At 43.2% G+C, this 21,072-nt stretch carries 14 protein-coding genes, 5 tRNA genes and 1 pseudogene; 6 read left to right on the top strand and 14 right to left on the bottom strand.

Annotated elements, in window-relative coordinates; translation table 11 throughout:
• Positions 1-63: 63 nt before the first annotated feature.
• Positions 64-1,308 (top strand): NADH:flavin oxidoreductase/NADH oxidase family protein, encoded by a 1,245-nt coding sequence (locus C8322_RS08435; protein WP_004810679.1) that lies wholly within the window; start codon positions 64-66, stop codon positions 1,306-1,308.
• Positions 1,309-1,361: 53 nt separating this feature from the next.
• On the opposite strand, the gene C8322_RS08430 is transcribed toward C8322_RS08435, so the two are convergent.
• The 13 genes and pseudogenes from C8322_RS08430 to pyrC all read right to left on the bottom strand — a co-directional run bounded on the left by C8322_RS08430 (position 1,362) and on the right by pyrC (position 12,111).
• Positions 1,362-2,774: an iron-containing redox enzyme family protein gene (locus C8322_RS08430; protein ID WP_004810678.1), complete on the bottom strand. Its 1,413-nt coding sequence runs from the start codon at positions 2,772-2,774 to the stop codon at positions 1,362-1,364.
• A gap of 243 nt (positions 2,775-3,017) precedes the next feature.
• Positions 3,018-3,093, bottom strand: a tRNA-Glu gene (locus C8322_RS08425).
• 24 nt (positions 3,094-3,117) lie between these two features.
• Positions 3,118-3,193 (bottom strand) — tRNA-Glu (locus C8322_RS08420).
• Positions 3,194-3,324: 131 nt separating this feature from the next.
• Complete coding sequence (locus C8322_RS08415; RefSeq protein ID WP_048881573.1) at positions 3,325-4,236, bottom strand: hypothetical protein; 912 nt, start codon at positions 4,234-4,236, stop codon at positions 3,325-3,327.
• Positions 4,237-4,479: 243 nt separating this feature from the next.
• A pseudogene (locus C8322_RS08410) lies at positions 4,480-5,372 on the bottom strand (alpha/beta fold hydrolase).
• Positions 5,373-5,457: 85 nt separating this feature from the next.
• Positions 5,458-6,870 carry an amino acid permease gene (locus tag C8322_RS08405; RefSeq protein WP_004810673.1) on the bottom strand — a complete coding sequence of 471 codons (1,413 nt, stop codon included), beginning with the start codon at positions 6,868-6,870 and terminating at the stop codon, positions 5,458-5,460.
• Between the two features lie 114 nt (positions 6,871-6,984).
• Positions 6,985-7,060 (bottom strand) — tRNA-Glu (locus C8322_RS08400).
• A gap of 46 nt (positions 7,061-7,106) precedes the next feature.
• A tRNA-Glu gene (locus tag C8322_RS08395) sits at positions 7,107-7,182 on the bottom strand.
• A 211-nt stretch (positions 7,183-7,393) separates the two neighbouring features.
• Positions 7,394-7,543: a hypothetical protein gene (locus tag C8322_RS14410; protein ID WP_167456609.1), complete on the bottom strand. Its 150-nt coding sequence runs from the start codon at positions 7,541-7,543 to the stop codon at positions 7,394-7,396.
• Between the two features lie 81 nt (positions 7,544-7,624).
• Positions 7,625-10,171: a TonB-dependent receptor plug domain-containing protein gene (locus C8322_RS08390; protein WP_048881572.1), complete on the bottom strand. Its 2,547-nt coding sequence runs from the start codon at positions 10,169-10,171 to the stop codon at positions 7,625-7,627.
• A 165-nt stretch (positions 10,172-10,336) separates the two neighbouring features.
• Positions 10,337-10,412: transfer RNA gene (locus C8322_RS08385), tRNA-Glu, on the bottom strand.
• Positions 10,413-10,432: 20 nt separating this feature from the next.
• Complete coding sequence (gene rnt / locus C8322_RS08380) at positions 10,433-11,092, bottom strand: ribonuclease T (RefSeq protein WP_008303612.1); 660 nt, start codon at positions 11,090-11,092, stop codon at positions 10,433-10,435.
• Entirely contained in the window at positions 11,077-12,111 is a 1,035-nt protein-coding gene (gene pyrC, locus C8322_RS08375; protein ID WP_004893685.1) for a dihydroorotase, read from the bottom strand. Before pyrC ends, rnt begins: the two co-directional genes overlap by 16 nt.
• Positions 12,112-12,262: 151 nt before the next feature.
• Here pyrC and C8322_RS08370 point away from each other — a divergent pair, with 151 nt between their 5' ends.
• Positions 12,263-13,531, top strand: coding sequence for a GGDEF domain-containing protein (locus tag C8322_RS08370; protein WP_048881591.1), 1,269 nt, complete (start codon positions 12,263-12,265; stop codon positions 13,529-13,531).
• A gap of 66 nt (positions 13,532-13,597) precedes the next feature.
• Here C8322_RS08370 and argG read toward each other — a convergent pair whose 3' ends face one another.
• Complete coding sequence (gene argG / locus C8322_RS08365) at positions 13,598-14,938, bottom strand: argininosuccinate synthase (RefSeq protein ID WP_071321044.1); 1,341 nt, start codon at positions 14,936-14,938, stop codon at positions 13,598-13,600.
• A gap of 503 nt (positions 14,939-15,441) precedes the next feature.
• Between argG and lldP the strand changes: the two genes are divergently transcribed.
• From lldP to dld, 4 genes are all read left to right on the top strand, one after another.
• The gene (lldP, locus tag C8322_RS08360) at positions 15,442-17,103 is read left to right on the top strand and encodes an L-lactate permease (protein WP_004810658.1); all 1,662 of its coding nucleotides are present in this window, start codon (positions 15,442-15,444) and stop codon (positions 17,101-17,103) included.
• 21 nt (positions 17,104-17,124) lie between these two features.
• Positions 17,125-17,868 (top strand): transcriptional regulator LldR, encoded by a 744-nt coding sequence (gene lldR / locus C8322_RS08355; protein WP_004810656.1) that lies wholly within the window; start codon positions 17,125-17,127, stop codon positions 17,866-17,868.
• A 3-nt stretch (positions 17,869-17,871) separates the two neighbouring features.
• Positions 17,872-19,026 (top strand): FMN-dependent L-lactate dehydrogenase LldD, encoded by a 1,155-nt coding sequence (lldD, locus tag C8322_RS08350; protein ID WP_111810509.1) that lies wholly within the window; start codon positions 17,872-17,874, stop codon positions 19,024-19,026.
• Between the two features lie 156 nt (positions 19,027-19,182).
• The gene (dld, locus tag C8322_RS08345; protein WP_004810652.1) at positions 19,183-20,877 is read left to right on the top strand and encodes a D-lactate dehydrogenase; all 1,695 of its coding nucleotides are present in this window, start codon (positions 19,183-19,185) and stop codon (positions 20,875-20,877) included.
• The last annotated feature ends 195 nt before the right edge of the window (positions 20,878-21,072 follow it).

Raw genomic sequence — 21,072 nt, 5'->3', positions numbered from 1 at the left:
TCAATTTCTTGCTGACAGGGTATAACACCGACAGAATAAAAGCATAATGTTTAGGAAAAAAGTATGACACAACTGGCAGATTCAATTCAGATTCGTAATACCCTCTTTAAAAACCGTATCATCAAGGGAGCTATGAGCGAGGCACTCGCTAATGATGCTGGTCAGCCGAATGACTCACATTTGAAACTCTACGAAGCCTGGGCTAAAGGCGGGCTAGGTTGTGCGATTACGGGTAATGTCATGGTGGATTTTCGTGCCAAGAATGAACCGGGTGTTATAGTCGCTGAAACAGAACGTGACCTGAACAAACTCAAGGCTTGGGCAGAAGTTGGCAAACGTCATGGTATGGTACAACTGGTGCAGTTGTCACATCCGGGGCGTCAATGTCCGAAAGGGTTGAACCGGGAAACTGTAGCACCATCGGCAGTGCCATTTAGTCCGGCACTGGCTGTCAGTTTTGGTACCCCACGTGAACTGCGCGAAGATGAAATTCTGGATATTATCCAGCGTTTTGCAGCTTCTGCTGCAATTTGTGAAAAAGCAGGATTTGAAGGCGTACAGCTTCATGGTGCGCATGGCTATCTGATCAGTCAGTTCTTATCGCCATTGACCAATAAACGTCAGGATCAGTGGGGTGGCAGTATTGAAAACCGTACCCGTTTCTTATTAGAAATCTATAAGGCAGTGCGTGCTGCGACTTCAGAAAATTTCATTATTTCCGTTAAACTGAATTCGGCTGATTTCCAGCGTGGTGGTATCACCGAAGAAGATGTGATCTATGTCTTTAAAGCTATTGATGCAGTAGGCATTGACCTGATTGAAGTGTCCGGCGGTAGCTATGAAGCACCAGCAATGGCAGGCGTTAAAGCGGATAAACGTAAAGCTTCCACGATTGCCCGTGAAGCCTATTTCCTGGATTTTGCCGAAAAAATCCGTCAGGAAGTGAGCTGCCATATTATGGTGACTGGCGGTTTTAGAACTGCTGCTGGTATGAATGCTGCACTTGAGAGTGGTGCCTGTGATTTTGTTGGTATTGCCCGTCCGTTTGCAGTAGAAACTGATCTGGGGCAGAAGCTGGTAGCAGGGCAGGATGTACGCTATGCTGTAGAGAAGATTAAAACCGGTATTCCAATGATTGATAAAATGGCAATCATGGAAATCATCTGGTATGCCGCGCAGTTTAAACAGATTGCTCAAGGCAAACAGCCAAATCCAAAACTGTCACCATTAAAAGTTTTCCTGCATTATCTAAAAGGCAATGTCACTGCTGTGATTAAAGGACAGATTAATTCACGTAAATCTGCATAACCTGATCTACATATAAAAAGGCACCTTATGGTGCCTTTTTATATGCAACAGATTTAGCTGAATTGCACCGCTTGGGTCTGGAAAGGAAACAGGATTTTAGAGACCTGTTGTGTCGCCCAAAGTCCAAGCTGCTGATAATGACAATGTGGTGCTACATAAGGCGTGAGAATCTCCAGTTTTTCTTCATTATTGTCACAACGCTTTAGATGCAAGCGAAGTTCTTCCAGCTTATGCTGCTCTTGCCGGCTGATTATCGGTGTTTGCGTCCGTAGTGGATGTGAAGAAAGCCGTCGAGCCAGTTCTGGACCTTGAATCCAGTCACGAATTATCTGTTTCTCTGTGGCATTAAATACGCCAAACATCTTGCCATCTGGATCATCAATCAGTTTCCAGAAACGGCTTTGCTCTACAGACAGTCCACGTTGGATCCAGCCTTTATCCATCATGACCTGTAGAAAATCCTGAATCTGCTCAGGTTGTGACAGCCACTCATTGATGGTCTTGCCGCTAAACTGGCATTTCTGGTTATGAATGTACTGACCAATTAAAGCTTTCTGCTGAAACAATTTTAACACCTGGGCATCGAGATCCAACTCACGCACAATCTGGGTAGAACTTTTGCCTATGTCATTCAGCAAGTAACCCTGTTTGACCATTTCCAGATAGCGCTCCGGGTGTTCTGCAGAACGATATAGATCTAGGAAAGCTTGCAGGGATTTTTGCGCATGGCCATTATGCGCATTATCAATCGTGATGTGCACATTAAAGTAATGCGGATTGATACCGAGTTCAGCCAGTTCATAATTGGTAATCAATAAATGTAGCGGTAGTTGTTCATAGCCCAGATTAAAGCCAATCACCAGCGGTAAATATTCAGCTGGCGCATAAGCTAAAGCCAACTGGACAGCTGCCTGTTCATAATAGCGGTCGTCGAGTTGTTCGCTATAGGCAGTGAGTTCATAGTTATTTAGCAGATCCTGATACATGGTGACATGGTTGGCTTGTGGATGACCTAGCCCCAGCTCTTCCAGATAAATATGAATCAGGTCTTTAAGCGCAGGTTGATCCGCATGTTCCAGAGTAGAGTATAACCATGAGCCATCGACCATTTTTGTAGGTGCAACCCGGTAGAGAAATTCAAATGCATGCGATACCGTAGCAAAGTATTCACGTTGTCCGCCTTGTTTGCGACGACTGAGATAATCCTGAAATATGCCACAAATTTTATGATGTTCTTCTAAAAAATGCGTAGCAGCATGTTCGGGTTGGTCGAGCCAGCTCATAGAATCCAGATCGATGTGCTGGATTAACTGATTGAGGTATTGTTCTGCCGAAGCTGTTTTTGTTTTTCTAGAGATCTGCTCATCCAGAAAAAAATCCACCCAATCTTTGAAGCTTTTAGTTGGTTCTTGAACAAGATTTTCAAATGGGGGTGCAGTTAAACAAAACTCTGTACTCGTGAACATAATCTTATCCTTGCATATTGGCTCCTAACTTACCTTAGCCTTATGTGAAAGATCAGATGTTTGGTTTTTGTTCGATTTTATAGCCGCAAATACAAGGACTTTGCAAAAGTGCGTAAATTTTTATAGGTTTATTATTTTGAATATATGGTAAAAATAAATTAAATTGAAGGCAATAAAAAAGCCCAGGTTACAATGCCTGAGCTTTTTTATAAGAAGATCATTTTAAGATAATCATCTCGAATATGGCGTCCCTACGGGGATTCGAACCCCGGTTACCGCCGTGAAAGGGCGATGTCCTAGGCCTCTAGACGATAGGGACTTAATAAAACTACTTTCTGAAAATTGGCGTCCCTACGGGGATTCGAACCCCGGTTACCGCCGTGAAAGGGCGATGTCCTAGGCCTCTAGACGATAGGGACGTTTCAGAGGTGGGCGTATAATAGGGTGAAAAAAGGGGGGTGTCAAACGCATTTCTGCACTTTTTCTAGTTTTTTGAACCGAGTGCATAAAATTAAAACAATCTTAAGAAAATACTTGAAAAATACATGGTTTAAGCCGGATTTTTAAGCAATTCTAGAATTGTTTCTACCACCTGCGGATGGAGTAAATAACCAGTAATATCATGCGGGCGGTGAATATGTGTACGAATGCCGTGGTTAATAATTGCAGGTTGAAACTGAAATGGCGGTTGGGTAAGAGGCAAAGCGGTGAGGAAATCATCGGTTGAATAGAAATTTATCCAGTCGCCCGTAATTGCAGCAGGTCGTACAATCGGTTGTGGTAAATGTGACTGGATCACCTGGAATGCTAATGGCGATCCTAAAGTAATAAAACGCTGTACATTGAGTTCCGGATGTTGAATAAGATGATTATAGGCAATCACACTACCCAGAGAATGAGCAATTACAATACAAGGTTTGCGACCATTCAATTGCCGGGCGATCCGCTCATGAACTTCTTTCATGAAACCCGGATTGTCGAGATACAAATAGGTTTCAATAAGAAATTTTTGAAGCAGGCTACGATGCAGACTGGGAAAATAATTGAGCAATAACACAAAGTCCCGCAGCGCAACATTTTTGCTCAGTGTAGTAATAAATTTGAATTTCTGTTTGAAATTCATGGAGTCATTCAGGTTAAGCTGGGGAAGATCGGAAATCACGGGTTTGCGCCAGCCAGGGCGTGGAACTGGTGCAGGAAGCTGAGGTTGAGCAGGCTGACGGAACCGAAAGCTGGGCCATTGCTGTGGCATCAGGGTGCCAGCATTGAGGATGTTGCGGACGTTATAGCGGGAAAGCAAGTCCCCGTAAAATGGAATGTGAATGTGACGTCGTAAATAACTGAATCTGGCATCGTGATGATGTTTGCGAATGCCTTTTTGAAGTATATGTAGCCAGCGCTGACGGATCGATGCAGCGCTATGATGTTGCTGATTCATTCCATGAATAAAAATAACTTTCATCGATACCTCACGGAGGTCGATCTATATATTCACAGTATAGAGAAAATTGCGGCAAGCCAAGCTGTACTTTTTGTGGTGTTCATGTGTAAATTACTTTGATAAAACAATCATTAACAGACAGTTGTATATTTATAAAAAAGTAGAAAAAGCAGTAAATTGATAGATACGGATCAAGGATTTTACTACATAGAAAAAAGATAGGAATAAAACGGTAAAAGTTAAATCCCGCTGTTTAAGTAAATCCTAAAGTAATTCCAGCAGCGCTTTGATGACGTTGGGATGTTGGATATAACCATCAATCTCATGCGGATGATAGATGGAGGTACGAATTTTCTGATTAATAATCGCCGGCTGAAACTGGAAGGGTGGTTCTGATAAGGGAAAGGCAGTCAGAAAGTCATCGCTACAATAAAAATTGATCCAGTCACCACGAATGGCCTCGGGTCGAGTCATCGGTTGCGGCAAATGTTCCTGTATCACACGAAAGGCCATGGGTGATCCGAGCGTAATAAAGCGCTGCACATTTAATTCCGGATGTAAAAGCAGATAATGATAGGCAATTACGCTGCCTAAGGAGTGTGCGATCAAGATACAAGGTTTATCATCATGTAGTCGCTGACCAATACGCTGATGAACTTGCTGCATGAATCTGGTATTGGCCAGATAGGAATATGTTTCAATCAGAAATTTTTTGATGAGCGTATCATGCAGATGGGGAAAATAATTGAGCAAGACCATAAAATCCCGTAAGGCTGTATTTCGGCTTAAGCTAGTAATAAATTTCAGCTTCTGGTTAAAAGTCAGAGCATCCTCAATATTTAATTCGGGAATCTTGCAAGTTTCAGGTAAATACTGATGAATATGTGGCGGCAACGGTTGGGATTTAAGTGGCTGACGCAAGGGAAATGTGGCCAGTCTTGTGGTATTAAGGTACTGGCATTCAATACATTATGTAAATGATGCCGTAACAGTAAATCTCCATAAAAAGGGATACGAACATGACGTTTGATATAGGCAAAACAGGCCTGTCGATGCGACTGTTCCAGACCATGTTTAAGCAGACTTAGCCAACGTTGCTTTAATGAAGCAGAACTAAAATTCTGCTTGTTCATCCCATGGATATAAATAATTTTCATCGACACACCGCTGTGGCTGCCTGAAACATATTCAGTATAGATAAAAAAAGAGCAGCCGGAGCTGCTCTTTTTTTAGCGCTAAGATTTAAGCTTTATTGTGATAAAACTTATAATAGCTGGCATAGCAAAGTCCAATAAACACCAGACAGCCAAAGAAACTGATTCGCATTGTTGGATCAAATACCATACTGATACAGGTAATCAGACAGAACAGGAAACCCAGAATCGGCACAATCGGGAACAACGGTGCAGCGAAAGCAAGATCTTTAGCTGTCTTCCCTTGTTTGTACCATTCACGGCGGAAGTTGAACATACTCAGACAGATACTCATCCAGACCACCACCATGGTAAAGGCTGCAATACCCAACAGGTTAGTGAAAATGGTTTCTGGCGCAAACTGTTCAGACAACAGACCTGGCATACCACCAATCATAGTCACGATTACCGCAATGTAAGGAATACCGCGTGCATTCACTCTTGAGAACATGGCTGGTAATTGTTTGCTATAAGACAATGACCACATCATACGGGAAGCAGCAAATAAACCTGAGTTTGCAGCAGACAACAGTGCGGTGATAATTACAAAGCGAATAACGTCTTCAGCATATGGAATACCAATGTGCTGGAATACGGTCACGAATGGGCTACTACTTACACCTTCCGCCGCAAGACCTGCTTCTTGATGTGGTAATAGACATGTCACCACGACAATCGTACCTACAAAGAAAATCAATAAACGGAAAATTGCGGTATTGATGGCTTTCGGTACGTTTTTGGCAGGATCTTTGGTTTCACCAGCGGCTACACCAATCAGTTCTGTACCTGAGAAGGCAAAGTTGACAATCAGCATTGTTGTGAAGATGGGGAACAGGCCTTCAGGGAACCAACCCTGAGCTGTCAGATTGCTAAACAGCGGCGCAGTTTCCTGACCTGCATAACCCAATACACCAAATATGGCCAATAATCCCAGCAGGATAAAGGCAATAACAGTGACAACTTTAATGAGGGCCAGCCAGAATTCGGATTCTGCAAACCAGCGGGTCGAAATCATATTCAGTGTAAACACAAGCGCACCAAAGACCAGTGTCCACATCCACATGGAGCTGTCCGGGAACCATTCCTGCATCAATAAAGCTGCAGCGGTAAATTCGGTTCCCAGTGTCACTGACCAGGTCAGCCAGTATAACCAGGTAATGGTATAACCTGTGCCCGGTCCAATATAACGTTTGGCATAAGCACCAAATGAACCAGATTCAGGCATATGTACGGCAAGTTCACCCAGACATAGCATAACCATGTAAGCGATGATACCGCCGAGGAGATAAGCAAGAATGGCACCTACAGGCCCCGTTTGTGCAATGACTTCACCCGACCCTAAAAATAGGCCGGTCCCGATTGCGCCACCAAGCGAAATCATGACCAGATGTCGAGTACTCATAGCGCGTTTTAAAGGCGCAGAATTGCCCTGATGCGTAGCATCATTCGGAGATGAGTGCATAGGAAATACGAAATACTTCAAAGGAATGAAGCGAGCTATTGTAGTCAAAAACTACAAATCTGCAATCAAATAATAGTAATTCTGAATAAGTGCTGATCGTATGAGATCAATAAATGGCGTCCCTACGGGGATTCGAACCCCGGTTACCGCCGTGAAAGGGCGATGTCCTAGGCCTCTAGACGATAGGGACAGTACAGAAGATAGATTTTAAAACCTTTACTTTCAATTTGAAGTAATGGCGTCCCTACGGGGATTCGAACCCCGGTTACCGCCGTGAAAGGGCGATGTCCTAGGCCTCTAGACGATAGGGACGTTGCGAGGTGATAGCTATGTTAAGGACTAAGCTAAGCTTTGTCAAAAGGCTTTTTGCTAAAAATGAATTAACAGATTAAACATTAAACAAGAACAAAGGATTAACGTGATTTCTGATTTTAAACTAGCGTATCCATCAGTTTATAGCATCAGAAATCGACATTAAAACCTCAAATTCCCGTCACTTTACAGGAGTTTAAGCAGTGTGGATTTAATGGTCAGGTGTTTGGGATTCGGCCGGTTGACTGGCTGGAACCGTTTGTTCCGCAGGTGCTTCGGTTTTATCTTCACGGTTGACGATATAGAGGTACAGTGCGGAAGGTGCTAAAATCATTAAAACCAGTAAGATCTTTTTTAACATGGCACAAATGCAAGAAATGAAATTGCAGTAATTATAGCCTAAGCAAATTAAAAAGAGCACCTGAGTGCTCTTGTCCATGAGTTAGAATTTAAAAGTGATATCTGCGATAAATTGGCGGCCAATTTCAGAGTACAGTTTGCTTCCACTCACATATAGATTATTGCGGTTAGTAATATTATTGACCGTTAAGCCAAAAATCGCTGAATAATCTTTTGAAACTTTCCAATCATAGGTAGTGCGCACATCCCATGTAAAACGAGGTTTTACATCTTGTAGCGTATAAGTATCGATTTTAACGCCATCATGCACCACTTTGTCAGCAGAGCTCGCTTCTAACACTTGCTCATAGGTGTCTTTATAGCTAAAGAAGTTGGAAATTTTTAAAGGAAGAGAATCAAAGCCAATATTCCACATGACACGTGCAGTAATCGGTTGGTTATAGTTTGATGCAGGGCGGTCACCATAAGGCATAATTTTGCCATCAAAGGAAATCAGCTTCTGAAGATCTTCTTCGGTAAAGTTTTCCGTATAATCTGGTGCGCTACGGTACACATCCGAGTAATTGACCGCTAAGCCTAAATTATGTTGAGTGCCTTTAAATTTAAGTGGCTCAATCGTATTAAGTTCGAGTGTGACGGTATCATTTTCGCCATAACCGCTGTTATCAAACTCATAAGAATAAGTAAAATAGTCATTTGGAATATCAGTTCTATTACGGGTGATTTCATCATCATACTGACGATTCACCCATTTTAAGCTGAGATTGGTGTTTTTAAATTGGCTATTAAACCCAAGGACAAATTCATCTGCAAATGGGGTTTTAAGATCCTTGCGGCGTGTATCATTGGCTGAAACTTTTACTTCTTCAACCCATTCAGAATTTTGATCAGCACGGCTGATGTCAAAATCTAATGAGGTCAGATGTTGACGCAAGTCCGTCATATACGTTGGGGCATTATAGTAGCGGTTCCAACCTGAAGTCAGGGTTAATAATTTATTGGAAAAAGGCTGATAACTAATGCTGCTACGTGGTGCAAAGTTAAGATTGTTATTTGATTCATCATAATCAGCACGCACACCTAGACGGGCATTGAGGTTGTTCCAATGAATATTATCTTCTAGATACAAGGCTGCTTGATGATATTGACCAGCAAAGCTGCCTGCTTTGTATACATTACCCTTTTTAAAGTATTGGCCATCAAAGACCGTAGGGACTTTATTGTTCAGGAATACAGCCGTGGTATTTTCATCGCAGAGGGGATCATTGATTTGACATTGTTGACCTTTAAGATCAAACAAGTTTTGGGTTTTCCCTGATGTCACGCCATAGAAAGTTGAGAAATCTTTGGTACGTTCCCATTGTACATCATCATAATGATAGGTAAAACCGGCGCTGATTTGATGGTCGGTGTCTGCAAATTTAAAGTTATTAAATACCGCATCTAACCCATAACTCACAGAAGATTGTTTTAAATCAATATCTGCAGAGGTTGCACCTTCCCATACTTTTTCAGTATTCGCCCAGTCTTTGCTCCCTGCTGCATACATCCAGTTTATGCCACGATCAGATGTTGATTCACGGGCATTGTTAATTTTTTGGTAATTGAGCTTGTGTGTTAATTGTCCCCAATCTTGTTTTTGTTGCATCTCCGCGAAAATCAAAGCTGATTGATTATTGGTGCTGCTGTGAGAGTTACGACGTTTGTCTGCGTAAGTATTGTCTTCCAAATCACCTAAAGCGAAACCGAATTTCATACTGGTGTCTGCATTTGGATCGACATACAAGGTTCCGCCGACATTGGTATTACGTTTTTCTTGATCAATTTGTTTTGGTGCAGGTAAGCCACTTTCAACAGGAATTGCTGATTTACGTTGTGAAGCATAGAAATCGAAGCCATAGACCTCTGAAAGCTTAGCAAAAATATTGGCACTAACACCTTGGCGAACATACTCTTTTTGGTTTGACTGGGTTGATGAACCTTCAAAAAGTCCTTTGTCTGCATCAGTTTTTAAGTGGTAGTGGTTCCAGTCACTTTCTGTATAGTCATAAGTGATGCTACCATGGACTTTGCCAATTTCAGATTTAGGCGCACAGGTTTCTGCCTGAACCACACCACCGGTGAAGCCACCGTGTTTTGCACTAATGTTGCTGTCTAATACTTCTAAATTACACAATAAATCCGTGTTGATTGCCACACCTTGTGAACCGCCAGACACTGCACCGTAGTTGGTTGTTCCTGAACCAGCAGGGTCGAGGTTATTGCTGTTGCTGACGCCATTGACCACAAATTTATTATTAAATGATTGTGCACCATGAATCGAAATTTCAGTCGGTTTTAAATCAGCTTGTGAGCTGGCTGCCATATGTTCATTGCTAAACTGCACATTCGGATTTACTTTTAAAAAGTCAGTAATATTTTTAGAGCTATTCGGCGTCTTTTCTAAGTCTTCTTTTGAATAAATGGTTTTTCCAAATTCATTTTCTTGCTGAACTTCAATAATAATCGTGTTGAACTTAACCGTAGCTTCATTAAGGATGGATTCTTGATAATTTGATTCTTCTGCAAAGCTAGAGGTTGATAATGTTGTTAGAACTGCAATAGAAAGTGTTGAATAAGCAAAACGCATGAGAAGGGTTGAATCTGTAAAAGATAATGAAAGTGATCATCATTAACTTTGGTGTAATAATCAATAATAATGAGAATTATTTGCATTAATAGGTTTTTTATGTGTGCGGAATTTAATCGACTTAAATAGCTGAATAATAGAAATAAAAAGACAGAGGAAAATAGATGGCGTCCCTACGGGGATTCGAACCCCGGTTACCGCCGTGAAAGGGCGATGTCCTAGGCCTCTAGACGATAGGGACGTTTAGAAGATGGCGGTATCTTATTGATCCGCCACCAAAGTGTCAAGCAGGTGTGGGGTGAGTTTGTTTAAAATATAGCAAAACAGTTCAGCTGTCTTCTGCGTGTCGTATAACGCAGAATGGGCTTCTTTGCCATCAAACTCGATACCGGCCTGAATACAGGATTTTGCCAGTACGGTTTGACCAAACATCACCGCGCTCAAAGTCACTGTGTCGAAGACAGAAAAACTATGAAATGGGTTCTGGTTTTTGGTTCCTGTACGTGCAATAGCTGCCTGTACAAAGCCTAAATCGAAATGGGCGTTATGACCGACCAGAACGGCATGGGTACAGTTTTGCTGGCGGCGTACTTCATTGACAGATTTAAAAATACGTTTAAGCGCAGTTTTCTCATCTTCGGCCATTGCAATACGCATCGGATTAGAGGGATCGATCCCAATAAAGTCCAGCGAACGGCGGTCAAGGTTTGCCCCTTCAAATGGATTGATATGTGCATGGTGAGCAGGGCCCGGCACAAACTCACCTTTCTCATTAAAAATAATAGGAATGGCAGCGATTTCCAGCAAGGCATCAGTTTGTGCATTAAAGCCCGCTGTCTCTACATCGACAACAACAGGCAGGAATCCACGGAAACGTTGACCAATGACTGGGAGAGTTTCATTTGTCACACTTTTCTCCATTGAATGGTTTTACCCGCATATAACGGAATAATCTGTTCACCATCCAAATAGTCCAGACTCTCAGGAATCACTTGATCTTGTTTTACGAGAGTAATGGTATTGGTATTGCGAGGAAGGCCATAGAAGTCAGCACCAAAGTGGCTCGCAAAACCTTCCAGACGGTCAATTTTGCCGACCTGATCAAATGCCTGAGCATAAAGTTCAATTGCAGTGGGCGCACTATAACATCCTGCGCAACCACATGCATTTTCTTTGGCATTTTTTGAGTGCGGCGCACTATCTGTGCCCAAGAAGAATTTAGGATTACCGCTGGTCGCGACTTCCAGCAGAGTTTGCTGATGTGTCTGGCGCTTTAAAATCGGCAGGCAGTAGAAATGCGGCTTGATGCCACCCACCAGCATGTCATTGCGGTTAAACAGTAAATGCTGTGGCGTAATAGTCGCAGCCACATTACGGTCCTGTTCCAGGACAAAGTTTGCCGCTTCACTGGTGGTGATATGTTCAAGCACCAGCTTTAGTTTCGGGAACTGCTTTAATAATGGAGAAAGTACTTCATCCAGGAAACGTTTTTCACGATCAAAAATGTCGACATGGTTATGCGTGACTTCGCCATGTAGCAATAAAGGTACCTGATGTTCTTCAAGCTGCTCAATTACTGCATACACTTTAGAAATATCGCTTACACCGCTATCCGAGTTTGTAGTCGCACCAGCAGGATAAAGCTTGATGGCATTCACATACTCAGATTCTTTGATTTTTTTAACTTCGGCAGGTGAAGTATTGTTGGTGAAGTACAACACCATGCGTGGATCAAAGTTGCAGCCTTCCGGCACATGCGCCATGATGCGTTCACGATAGCTGTTTGCCTCTTCCACGGTTTTTACTGGTGGAACCAGATTTGGCATACAGATTGCGCGGGAAAATTGTTGAGCTAGATCAGGAACAGTACGTTTAAGTGCTAGACCATCACGTAAGTGAGCGTGCCAGTCATCTGGCTGGAGAATCGTAATCGTATTCAAGGCGAATTCAATCAGAGAAATAATATGAATGATAATGCATCTATACCGAAAATGGTAATGTGAAATACTGACAAAAGATGCATTAACTATGAATTAATTTAAAAAAGTATGTTATTTTAAAAACACTAAAAAAATTACATACATGCTTGCCATGGAATATAAGTATAATTTAGCAAAACTGCAGGATCAAAAGGAAAAAGTCGAAGAGCTTATTGCTGGGCAGAAATTGAGCCGAGTTTTTCCTCAACCGCTTGAAGATGAATTCTGGACCAAAAATCTGGAACGTGCCCGTAAGCACACCGATCAGTATGTCTGGGCAGGATTATTAATCTATTTTATCGGCATCCTTATCCTTATTCCTACCGATTACTGGATCATCGATAAACAATATTTTGTACATGATTTTGTATTGTCTTTAATAGGTATTATTAATGGCGGAATTAGTTTATTTGTTTTCTATTTATTCTCAAGTTTAGAACGCTTAAAACCTTTTTTTCAGCCTGCTTCACTGGTCTTGATATTCTGGGCACTGGTTTCAACTTCATGTCTGACTATGTCTATTCAGACCGCAGCCTTGCAACATCAATCCATGGCAATTGTCACCATTATTTATGTGCTGGGTTATATCCTTACTGGTGTCAAGCCGATTCAGATGATGATCACTGGTGTATTGGCAGCTGGAACTACGATTATTTGCCTGACCCTGGTTGGGGCTAACTTTAATCTTTTGGTATTTGGCCGAATTCTGTTGGGAAGTTGCCTGCTCGGTTTTGTTATTAGTCATATGATTTTTGCACGTGAACGGATGATTTTTCTTTATTCCATGCGGGCGCGGATCAGTGAGCAGATTCACCGGATTCACAATACCGAGCTGTTACATCTGAGCCAGCATGATGAGCTGACCAAAATCTCGAATCGCCGTACCTTTGATGAAATGCTGGAAATTTACTTTTCTACCGCTCAGCGTCAGGAAAGCTCTCTGGCTATTTTATTTATCGATGTAGATTTCTTTAAGAACTATAACGATTTTTATGGGCACCAGAAGGGTGATAATGTGATTTCGACCATCGCCAAAACTATCAAGAATGCGATCCGGCATATGGACTTTGTTGCGCGTTATGGAGGTGAGGAGTTTGTGGTGCTGCTTCCAGAAACTGATGCACATGGGGCTTATGCAGTATCTACCAATATCTTTAAAGCAATTGAACGTCTGGAAATACCACATGAAAAATCTTTGGTATCCAAGCAGATTACGGTAAGTCTAGGCATTACGGTTTATCGCGGCGAGCAAGCCATGACCAAAGATGAATTACTCGGCATTGCAGATCAGGCACTGTATCGTGCCAAGCAACTGGGGCGCAATCAGATTTATTATCAGAGCATTGCTTCGGCAAATTCAAAACCGCTGCATATCAGTTAAATTTTTCCTGAATTACAGACAATAAAAACCGCGCAGTTTGCGCGGTTTTTTTGACACAACTAAAACTTAGTTTTTGTCTTTTAATTGTGGAACAGCTGAACCGGTACCCACTGCAAGTAAACCCGCACCTGTGTAGATACCCAGTTTCGCACGCGTATCCGTAATGTCCAGGTTACGCATAGTTAACTGACCGATACGATCCATTGGTGAGAACATAGAATCACCTTTCTCCATCGTTAAGCGTTCAGCTTCGTATGTCAGGTTTTCAGATTCAGTGTTCATAATCGTGTAGTCATTACCACGACGTAGTTCTAAAGTTACAGTACCTGTGATTGCTTTAGCAACCCAACGCTGAGCAGTTTCGCGAAGCATAAGCGCTTGAGAATCGAACCAGCGACCTTGGTAAAGCAGACGACCCAAACGAAGACCGTTGATACGGTATTGTTCAATGGTATCTTCGTTATGAATACCCGTCACCAGACGTTCATAAGCAATGTGAAGCAGCGCCATACCCGGAGCTTCGTAAATACCACGAGATTTCGCTTCAATGATGCGGTTTTCAATCTGATCCGACATACCAAGACCGTGACGACCACCAATACGGTTCGCTTCAAGAATGAACTCTACTGGATCTTCGATACGTTGACCGTTGATTGCAACAGGGAAACCTTCTTCAAAAGTGATCGACACTTCTTCAGGTTTGATTTCAACGTCGTCTTTCCAGAACGCAACGCCCATGATTGGCTCAACGATTTTGATACCAGCATTCAGGTATTCAAGATCTTTGGCTTCGTGAGTTGCACCCAACATGTTTGAGTCAGTTGAATAAGCTTTTTCTTTTGACATTTTGTAGTCAAAGCCGTTGTCGATCAGGAACTGAGACATTTCAGCACGGCCACCAAGCTCGTCAATAAACGTCTGGTCTAACCACGGCTTGTAAATTTTAAGCGCAGGGTTAGTCAACAAACCATAACGGTAGAAACGCTCGATGTCGTTACCTTTATAGGTTGAGCCATCGCCCCAAATGTTCACGTCATCTTCTTTCATTGCGGTAACAAGCATTGTCCCTGTTACTGCACGGCCCAGTGGCGTTGTGTTGAAGTAAGGAACACCACCAGTTGAGATGTGGAACGCGCCACATTGAATTGCAGCAATACCTTCTAATGCAAGCTGTAAACGGCAGTCGATTAAACGTGCTTTTACTGCGCCATAGGCTTCAGCTTTCTTTGGAATGGCATCGTAATCATCTTCATCAGGCTGACCCAGGTTTGCAGTATATGCATAAGGTTCTGCGCCTTTTTGTTTCATCCACAACAGGGCTGCTGAAGTATCCAGACCACCAGAAAAGGCAATACCAACTTTTTTGCCTACAGGTACATTCTGTAAGATAGTTGCATTATCAGACATTGTTAATCCTAACGATAGAATAATATAGGCACCACTTATATTGGTGGCCAAAGAGAATTTTGAATGCAGATATTGTAACACCTTTCAAATGGCAAGTTTTCGCAAAAAAAATGCAAAATCTAAAAAATAGACAAAAAAATAAACAATCTAATGCAAAGAGAGCTATCAAAAATGGCCTTGAATTGGCCAAATCCAGGGTTTTAAAGCGGGCTAAGACTAAAGTTCTATAGGCTTCATTTTATTTCAACCTTTGCTTCTCTCGACCTGTTAAATACCGGATGTTGCTTAGCTATCACTTATATTGAATTCCATCTTTTAATATAAAAATTGGTCATACCAATTATATTTTAATAAATTAGCTATTGCAGTATTTTAAATATTTCATTAACTTTGGCTGAATAAAAGACCGAGATTGGTCTGTTTAATGCTAAATTGGTCATACCAATAATCTTTTGGACATGTCCTGTAATGAAATAACAAACAAGCATTTCAAGGAGTAGAGAATGCTTCAACAGTGGCAACAAATTTACGATCCAATCGGAAATATCTGGATTTCCAGCGCGATCGCCCTCATTCCAATTGTATTCTTTTTCCTTGCTCTTGCTGTTTTCAGAATGAAGGGCAGTGTAGCAGGAACGATTACTGTGGCTTTGGCATTTCTGGTGTCAATGTTTCTCTACAAAATGCCAGTCACTATGGCATTGGCTTCCATGGTCTACGGGTTCTTCTACGGCTTGTGGCCGATTGCCTGGATTATTATTGGAGCAGTATTCCTTTACAAGATTTCAGTGAAGACCGGTCAATTTGACATTATTCGCTCATCGATCCTGTCATTAACCGAAGACCAGCGTTTGCAAATGTTATTGGTCGGCTTCGCTTTTGGTACTTTCCTGGAAGGTGCTGCAGGCTTTGGCGCACCGGTTGCGATTACTGCTGCATTATTAGTAGGTCTTGGATTTAAACCGCTGTATGCTGCGGGTTTATGTCTGATTGTGAATACTGCACCTGTGGCTTTTGGTGCGATGGGGATTCCGATTATTGTCGCTGGTCAGGTATCAGGCGTAGACACCATGGAAATCAGCCAGATGGTAGGACGTCAGTTGCCAATCATGGTACCCATCGTACTGGTGTGGATTATGGCAATCATGGATGGCTGGCGTGGTGTGAAAGAAACCTGGCCTGCAATTTTAGTCGGTGGTGGTTCTTTTGCCCTGGCGCAGTTCCTGACTGCTAACTATGTAGGTCCTGAATTACCCGATATCACTGCAGCGATTGCATCTTTGGTGAGCTTAACGGTATTACTCAAGTTCTGGCAGCCAAAACATATTTTCCGTTTTGATAATGAAAAACAAGTCGATAGCAATATTGCTTTGGCAAGCCAGCAAAAATATAGCATCGGTCAAATTATTAAAGCGTGGTCGCCATTTGCGGTACTGACTGCCATGGTAACTTTATGGAGCATCAAACCCTTTAAAGATCTGTTTGCCAAAGATGGGGCTTTAAGTGATTTAGTAATTTCCATTAAAGTGCCTTTCCTGCATCAAATGATTCAAAAGTTGCCGCCGGTGGTCGCTGAAGCGAAAGATTACGACGCGATCTATAAATTTGACTGGTTATCGGCGACGGGTACAGCGATCATGATCGCTGCAATCATCACCATCATTTACCTGAAAATGAAACCGAAAGAAGCTGTAGCGACCTTTGCTGAAACAGTAAATGAGCTGAAAACACCGATTTACTCAATTGGTATGGTATTGGCATTTGCTTTTATTGCCAATTACTCAGGCTTATCGGCAACCTTGGCATTAGCCTTGGCACATACAGGACAAGCATTCACGTTCTTCTCACCATTCCTGGGTTGGGTCGGTGTATTCCTGACAGGGTCTGATACTTCAGCAAACGCATTGTTCTCGGCTTTACAGGCAACTACGGCTCAGCAGATCGGTGTACCTGAAGTATTACTGGTGGCTGCGAATACCAGCGGTGGTGTAACCGGTAAAATGATTTCACCACAATCGATTGCAATTGCCTGTGCCGCAGTAGGTCTTGTCGGTAAAGAATCGGATTTATTCCGCTTTACCGTAAAACACAGTATCACCTTCACGGTGATGATCGGTATCATTATCACCTTACAAGCTTATGTGTTCCCATGGATGATTCCATAACACCATACTGAGGGCGATGCAATGAAAGTCTCTGATAAAGTCGTACAAAGTCTGCGTAATCTGATTGAAAAAAATCATATGCAGGTCGGGGACCGTTTGCCCGCAGAACGTAAATTATGTGAACAGTTAGGTGTGTCGCGCTCTTCGTTGCGAGAAGCGCTGCAGCATCTGGTTAGTCAGGGCATGCTGGTGAGCCGTGTTGGTGCCGGTACTTATTTGCAGGAACTGCCGAATCACTGGTCACAGCATCATATTGTGCAGCCTTTAAGTGACCTGATGGATGTCGATCCTGAATACCGTTTTGATGTTCAGGAGTCTCGTCTGATTCTGGAAGGCGGTACAGCCTGGTATGCGGCACAGCGCGCCACACCCGATGATATAAAAAAAATCAGACAGTGTTATGACCAGATTGCGCACTATCAGCTGTTGGGTGATGACGATGAGGCAGCTCGCGCGGATGCCCGTTTTCATCTTGCCATTGCCGAAGCATCGCATAATGTGGTGCTGATCCAGTTGATGCGCAGTCTGTTCGACCTGCTGCAATTTAATGTGGTACTCGGACGACGCAAGGTCTATTCCGAGGCCCACCGTTTTGATCAGTTGCAGGACCAGCACTTTAAGGTGATGGCCGCAATTGAGCGTCAAGATCCAGAAGCTGCACGTCAGGCAGTTTGTGGACACATTGAGTTTGTCATTCAGCAAGTACGCACGATTGATGAGGATGAAGCCCGTCAGCAGCGTATGAGCCGATTAAACAGGATCTAAATTATGATTATCTCTTCTGCAAATGATTACCGTGAAGCCGCACGACGTCGTCTTCCACCATTCCTGTTTCATTATATTGATGGTGGGGCTTATGCAGAATACACGCTGAAACGCAATGTAGAAGATTTATCAAAAGTAGCGCTGCGTCAACGTGTCTTGAATGACATGTCAGCACTAAGTCTGGAAACTAAATTATTTGATGAAACCCTTTCGATGCCGGTGGCTTTGTCACCTGTAGGCTTGACCGGTATGTATGCACGCCGTGGGGAAGTACAGGCAGCAGTTGCGGCAGACCAAAAAGGTATTCCATTCACCTTGTCGACGGTATCTGTGTGCCCAATTGAAGAAGTGGCACCAGCGATCCAGCGCCCAATGTGGTTCCAGCTCTATGTCCTGCGTGACCGCGGTTTTATGAAAAATGCCTTGGAACGTGCCAAAGCTGCGGGTTGTTCAACGCTGGTCTTTACCGTGGATATGCCAGTGCCGGGTGCACGTTACCGTGATGCGCATTCTGGCATGAGTGGACCAAATGCAGCGATGCGCCGTTATATGCAATCTTGCATGCATCCACACTGGGCCTGGAATGTTGGCTTAATGGGTCGTCCACACGACTTGGGTAATATCTCGAAATACCTTGGTAAACCGACAGGCCTTGAAGATTATATCGGCTGGTTGGGTGCCAACTTTGATCCTTCTATTTCCTGGAAAGATCTGGAGTGGATCCGTGACTATTGGGATGGTCCAATGGTGATCAAAGGGATTCTGGATCCTGAAGATGCTAAAGACGCTGTGCGTTTCGGTGCGGATGGCATTGTAGTATCCAACCATGGTGGTCGTCAGCTAGATGGTGTGTTATCCACCACACGTGCCTTGCCACCAATTGCTGATGCGGTAAAAGGTGAACTGAAAATCCTGGTCGACTCTGGTATTCGTAATGGTCTGGATGTGGTGCGTATGCTGGCAATGGGTGCGGACACCTGTATGCTCGGTCGGGCCTTCGTTTATGCATTGGGTGCTGCAGGCGGGGCAGGTGTCAGCAACCTTCTTGATCTGATCGACAAGGAAATGCGTGTGGCCATGACCTTAACAGGTGCCAAGACCATTGCTGAAATTACACAGGATTGTCTAGTAAGGCTTGATTGCGAAATTTCACAATAAAACCAATCAGGATGACCACTCTAAATCGTGGTCATCCTAAAGTAATTCGGAACAACAGAATTGCTGCTATTTCATCTATTCAAGATTAAAAATCCAAAACATGCTTATGGCTGATTTTATAAAAAGATAGCCATAAAAATGAAACGGGGCTCTACTATGCAAAACTCATTTGACGCTACTGCGACCTTAAACAATCTGGTCGCTGTGGTCGGCCAGCAACATGTGTTAACGGACGATAACGATACTCGTCTGTATCGGCAGGGCCGGCGTTATGGTTCAGGTGAGGTGTTTGCGGTCGTCACTCCAGGTTCATTACTAGAACAATGGCAAGTATTGCAAATTGCTGTTGCAGCAGACTGTATCATGATTATGCAGGCAGCCAATACCGGTTTAACTGGTGGTTCAACGCCGTTTGGTGAATATGACCGTCCAGTGATTGTGATGAGTACTCGCCGTCTGACAGGTATTCAGGTGATCCAGGAGGGTAAACAGGTTGTCTGTTTGCCGGGTGCAACACTTGATGCACTGGAAAAACAGCTAGTGCCATTTAACCGTGAACCGCATTCGGTGATTGGTTCATCCTGTATTGGTGCTTCGGTGCTGGGTGGCGTATGCAATAACTCCGGTGGAGCCTTGGTTCGCCGGGGGCCGGCCTATACTGAACTGGCATTATATGCGCGTGTGAATGAACATGGCGAACTGGAGCTGGTGAATCATCTCGGTATCCATCTGGGGCACAGTCCGGAAGAGATCCTGAAAAATCTGGAACAGAAACAATATAATGAGCAGGATATCCAGCAGCAGGAACATCGCTGTGCTTCCGATCATCGTTATAGTCAGGATGTGCGTCAGGTCGATGCTGATACTCCGGCACGCTTCAATGCCGATCCAAGTCGTCTGTTTGAAGCCTCTGGTTCTGCTGGTAAAGTTTGCGTATTTGCCGTGCGTCTGGATACTTTTGAAAAGATTCCAAGCCAGGTGTTCTATGTTGGCACCAACTCGCAGGATGATCTAACAGAAATCCGTCGCTTTCTGCTCAAAGATCTGCCAGGTCTGCCGATTGCTGGAGAATATATTCACCGTGTGGCTTATGACATCGGTGCGGAATATGGCAAAGACACTTTTATGTTCATTGAAAAATTTGGTACTGCCAAAGTGCCTGCCGCATTTGCCATGAAAGACAAGGTTGATGGGATATTGCAGAAAATGGGGCTACGTGGCTTAAGTGACAAAATTCTGCAAATGATCAGTAAAATGCTGCCATCACATTTGCCAAAACGCATGAACGAGTACCGTGATCTGTATGAGCATCATCTGATTCTCAGAATTGAAAATCAGGATGTGGCACAGGTACAGGCCTTCTTTGAAGGCTACTTTAAGGCCCATCCTGGCGGGAACTATTTTCTCTGCACCGAAGACGAAGGACGTAAGGCATTTCTGCACCGTTTTGCCGTAGCTGGTGCAGCAATTCGTTACCGTGATACCCATTTAAGTGAAGTGGAAGATATTGTGGCGCTGGATATTGCGCTGCGTAGGAATGACCGCCAATGGGTAGAAACCCTGCCACAGGAGATGGAAGAGCAGATCTTACATAAACTTTATTATGGTCACTTCCTGTGCCATGTATTCCATCAGGATTACATTGTAAAAAAAGGGGTTAATCCGCTGAAAATGGAACATGCCATGTGGAAGCTGCTGGATGATCGTGGTGCGGAATATCCGGCTGAACATAATGTAGGGCATCTCTACATTGCCAAACCGGCATTAAAAAACCATTACCAGAAGCTGGACCCGACCAATAGTTTTAATGTCGGTATTGGGCATAGCTCAAAGCTGAAATACTGGAAATAAGCAGAAAAACTGGGAATAACAACAATAACAATATGATCTGGCCTATCTCATGCAGTGCTCGCACTGCATTTTTTTATCTGTAAAACATTGGAAAATACAGGTTGTACGAATGTTGCAATAGATCGAAAAACTGCTGATTTAAATCCATTCTTGGGTTTTAATATGCCAAGTAGAGATCATTACCTGGTCCTGATA

Source organism: Acinetobacter sp. SM1B, assembly GCF_003289665.1.
GTDB classification, from domain to species: Bacteria; Pseudomonadota; Gammaproteobacteria; order Pseudomonadales; family Moraxellaceae; genus Acinetobacter; species Acinetobacter schindleri.
Note: the sequence above shows the minus strand (reverse complement) of the source record. Positions and strands in the feature narration are given on the sequence as shown.

What these genes read in the sequence shown, in the direction of transcription:
- C8322_RS08435 (WP_004810679.1), top strand. Translation starts at nt 64, where the DNA reads ATGACACAACTGGCAGATTCAATTCAGATTCGTAATACCCTCTTTAAA.
- C8322_RS08430 (WP_004810678.1), bottom strand. Translation starts at nt 2,774, where the DNA reads ATGTTCACGAGTACAGAGTTTTGTTTAACTGCACCCCCATTTGAAAAT.
- C8322_RS08415 (WP_048881573.1), bottom strand. Translation starts at nt 4,236, where the DNA reads ATGAAAGTTATTTTTATTCATGGAATGAATCAGCAACATCATAGCGCT.
- C8322_RS08405 (WP_004810673.1), bottom strand. Translation starts at nt 6,870, where the DNA reads ATGCACTCATCTCCGAATGATGCTACGCATCAGGGCAATTCTGCGCCT.
- C8322_RS14410 (WP_167456609.1), bottom strand. Translation starts at nt 7,543, where the DNA reads ATGTTAAAAAAGATCTTACTGGTTTTAATGATTTTAGCACCTTCCGCA.
- C8322_RS08390 (WP_048881572.1), bottom strand. Translation starts at nt 10,171, where the DNA reads ATGCGTTTTGCTTATTCAACACTTTCTATTGCAGTTCTAACAACATTA.
- rnt (WP_008303612.1), bottom strand. Translation starts at nt 11,092, where the DNA reads ATGGAGAAAAGTGTGACAAATGAAACTCTCCCAGTCATTGGTCAACGT.
- C8322_RS08370 (WP_048881591.1), top strand. Translation starts at nt 12,263, where the DNA reads ATGGAATATAAGTATAATTTAGCAAAACTGCAGGATCAAAAGGAAAAA.
- argG (WP_071321044.1), bottom strand. Translation starts at nt 14,938, where the DNA reads ATGTCTGATAATGCAACTATCTTACAGAATGTACCTGTAGGCAAAAAA.
- lldP (WP_004810658.1), top strand. Translation starts at nt 15,442, where the DNA reads ATGCTTCAACAGTGGCAACAAATTTACGATCCAATCGGAAATATCTGG.
- lldR (WP_004810656.1), top strand. Translation starts at nt 17,125, where the DNA reads ATGAAAGTCTCTGATAAAGTCGTACAAAGTCTGCGTAATCTGATTGAA.
- lldD (WP_111810509.1), top strand. Translation starts at nt 17,872, where the DNA reads ATGATTATCTCTTCTGCAAATGATTACCGTGAAGCCGCACGACGTCGT.
- dld (WP_004810652.1), top strand. Translation starts at nt 19,183, where the DNA reads ATGCAAAACTCATTTGACGCTACTGCGACCTTAAACAATCTGGTCGCT.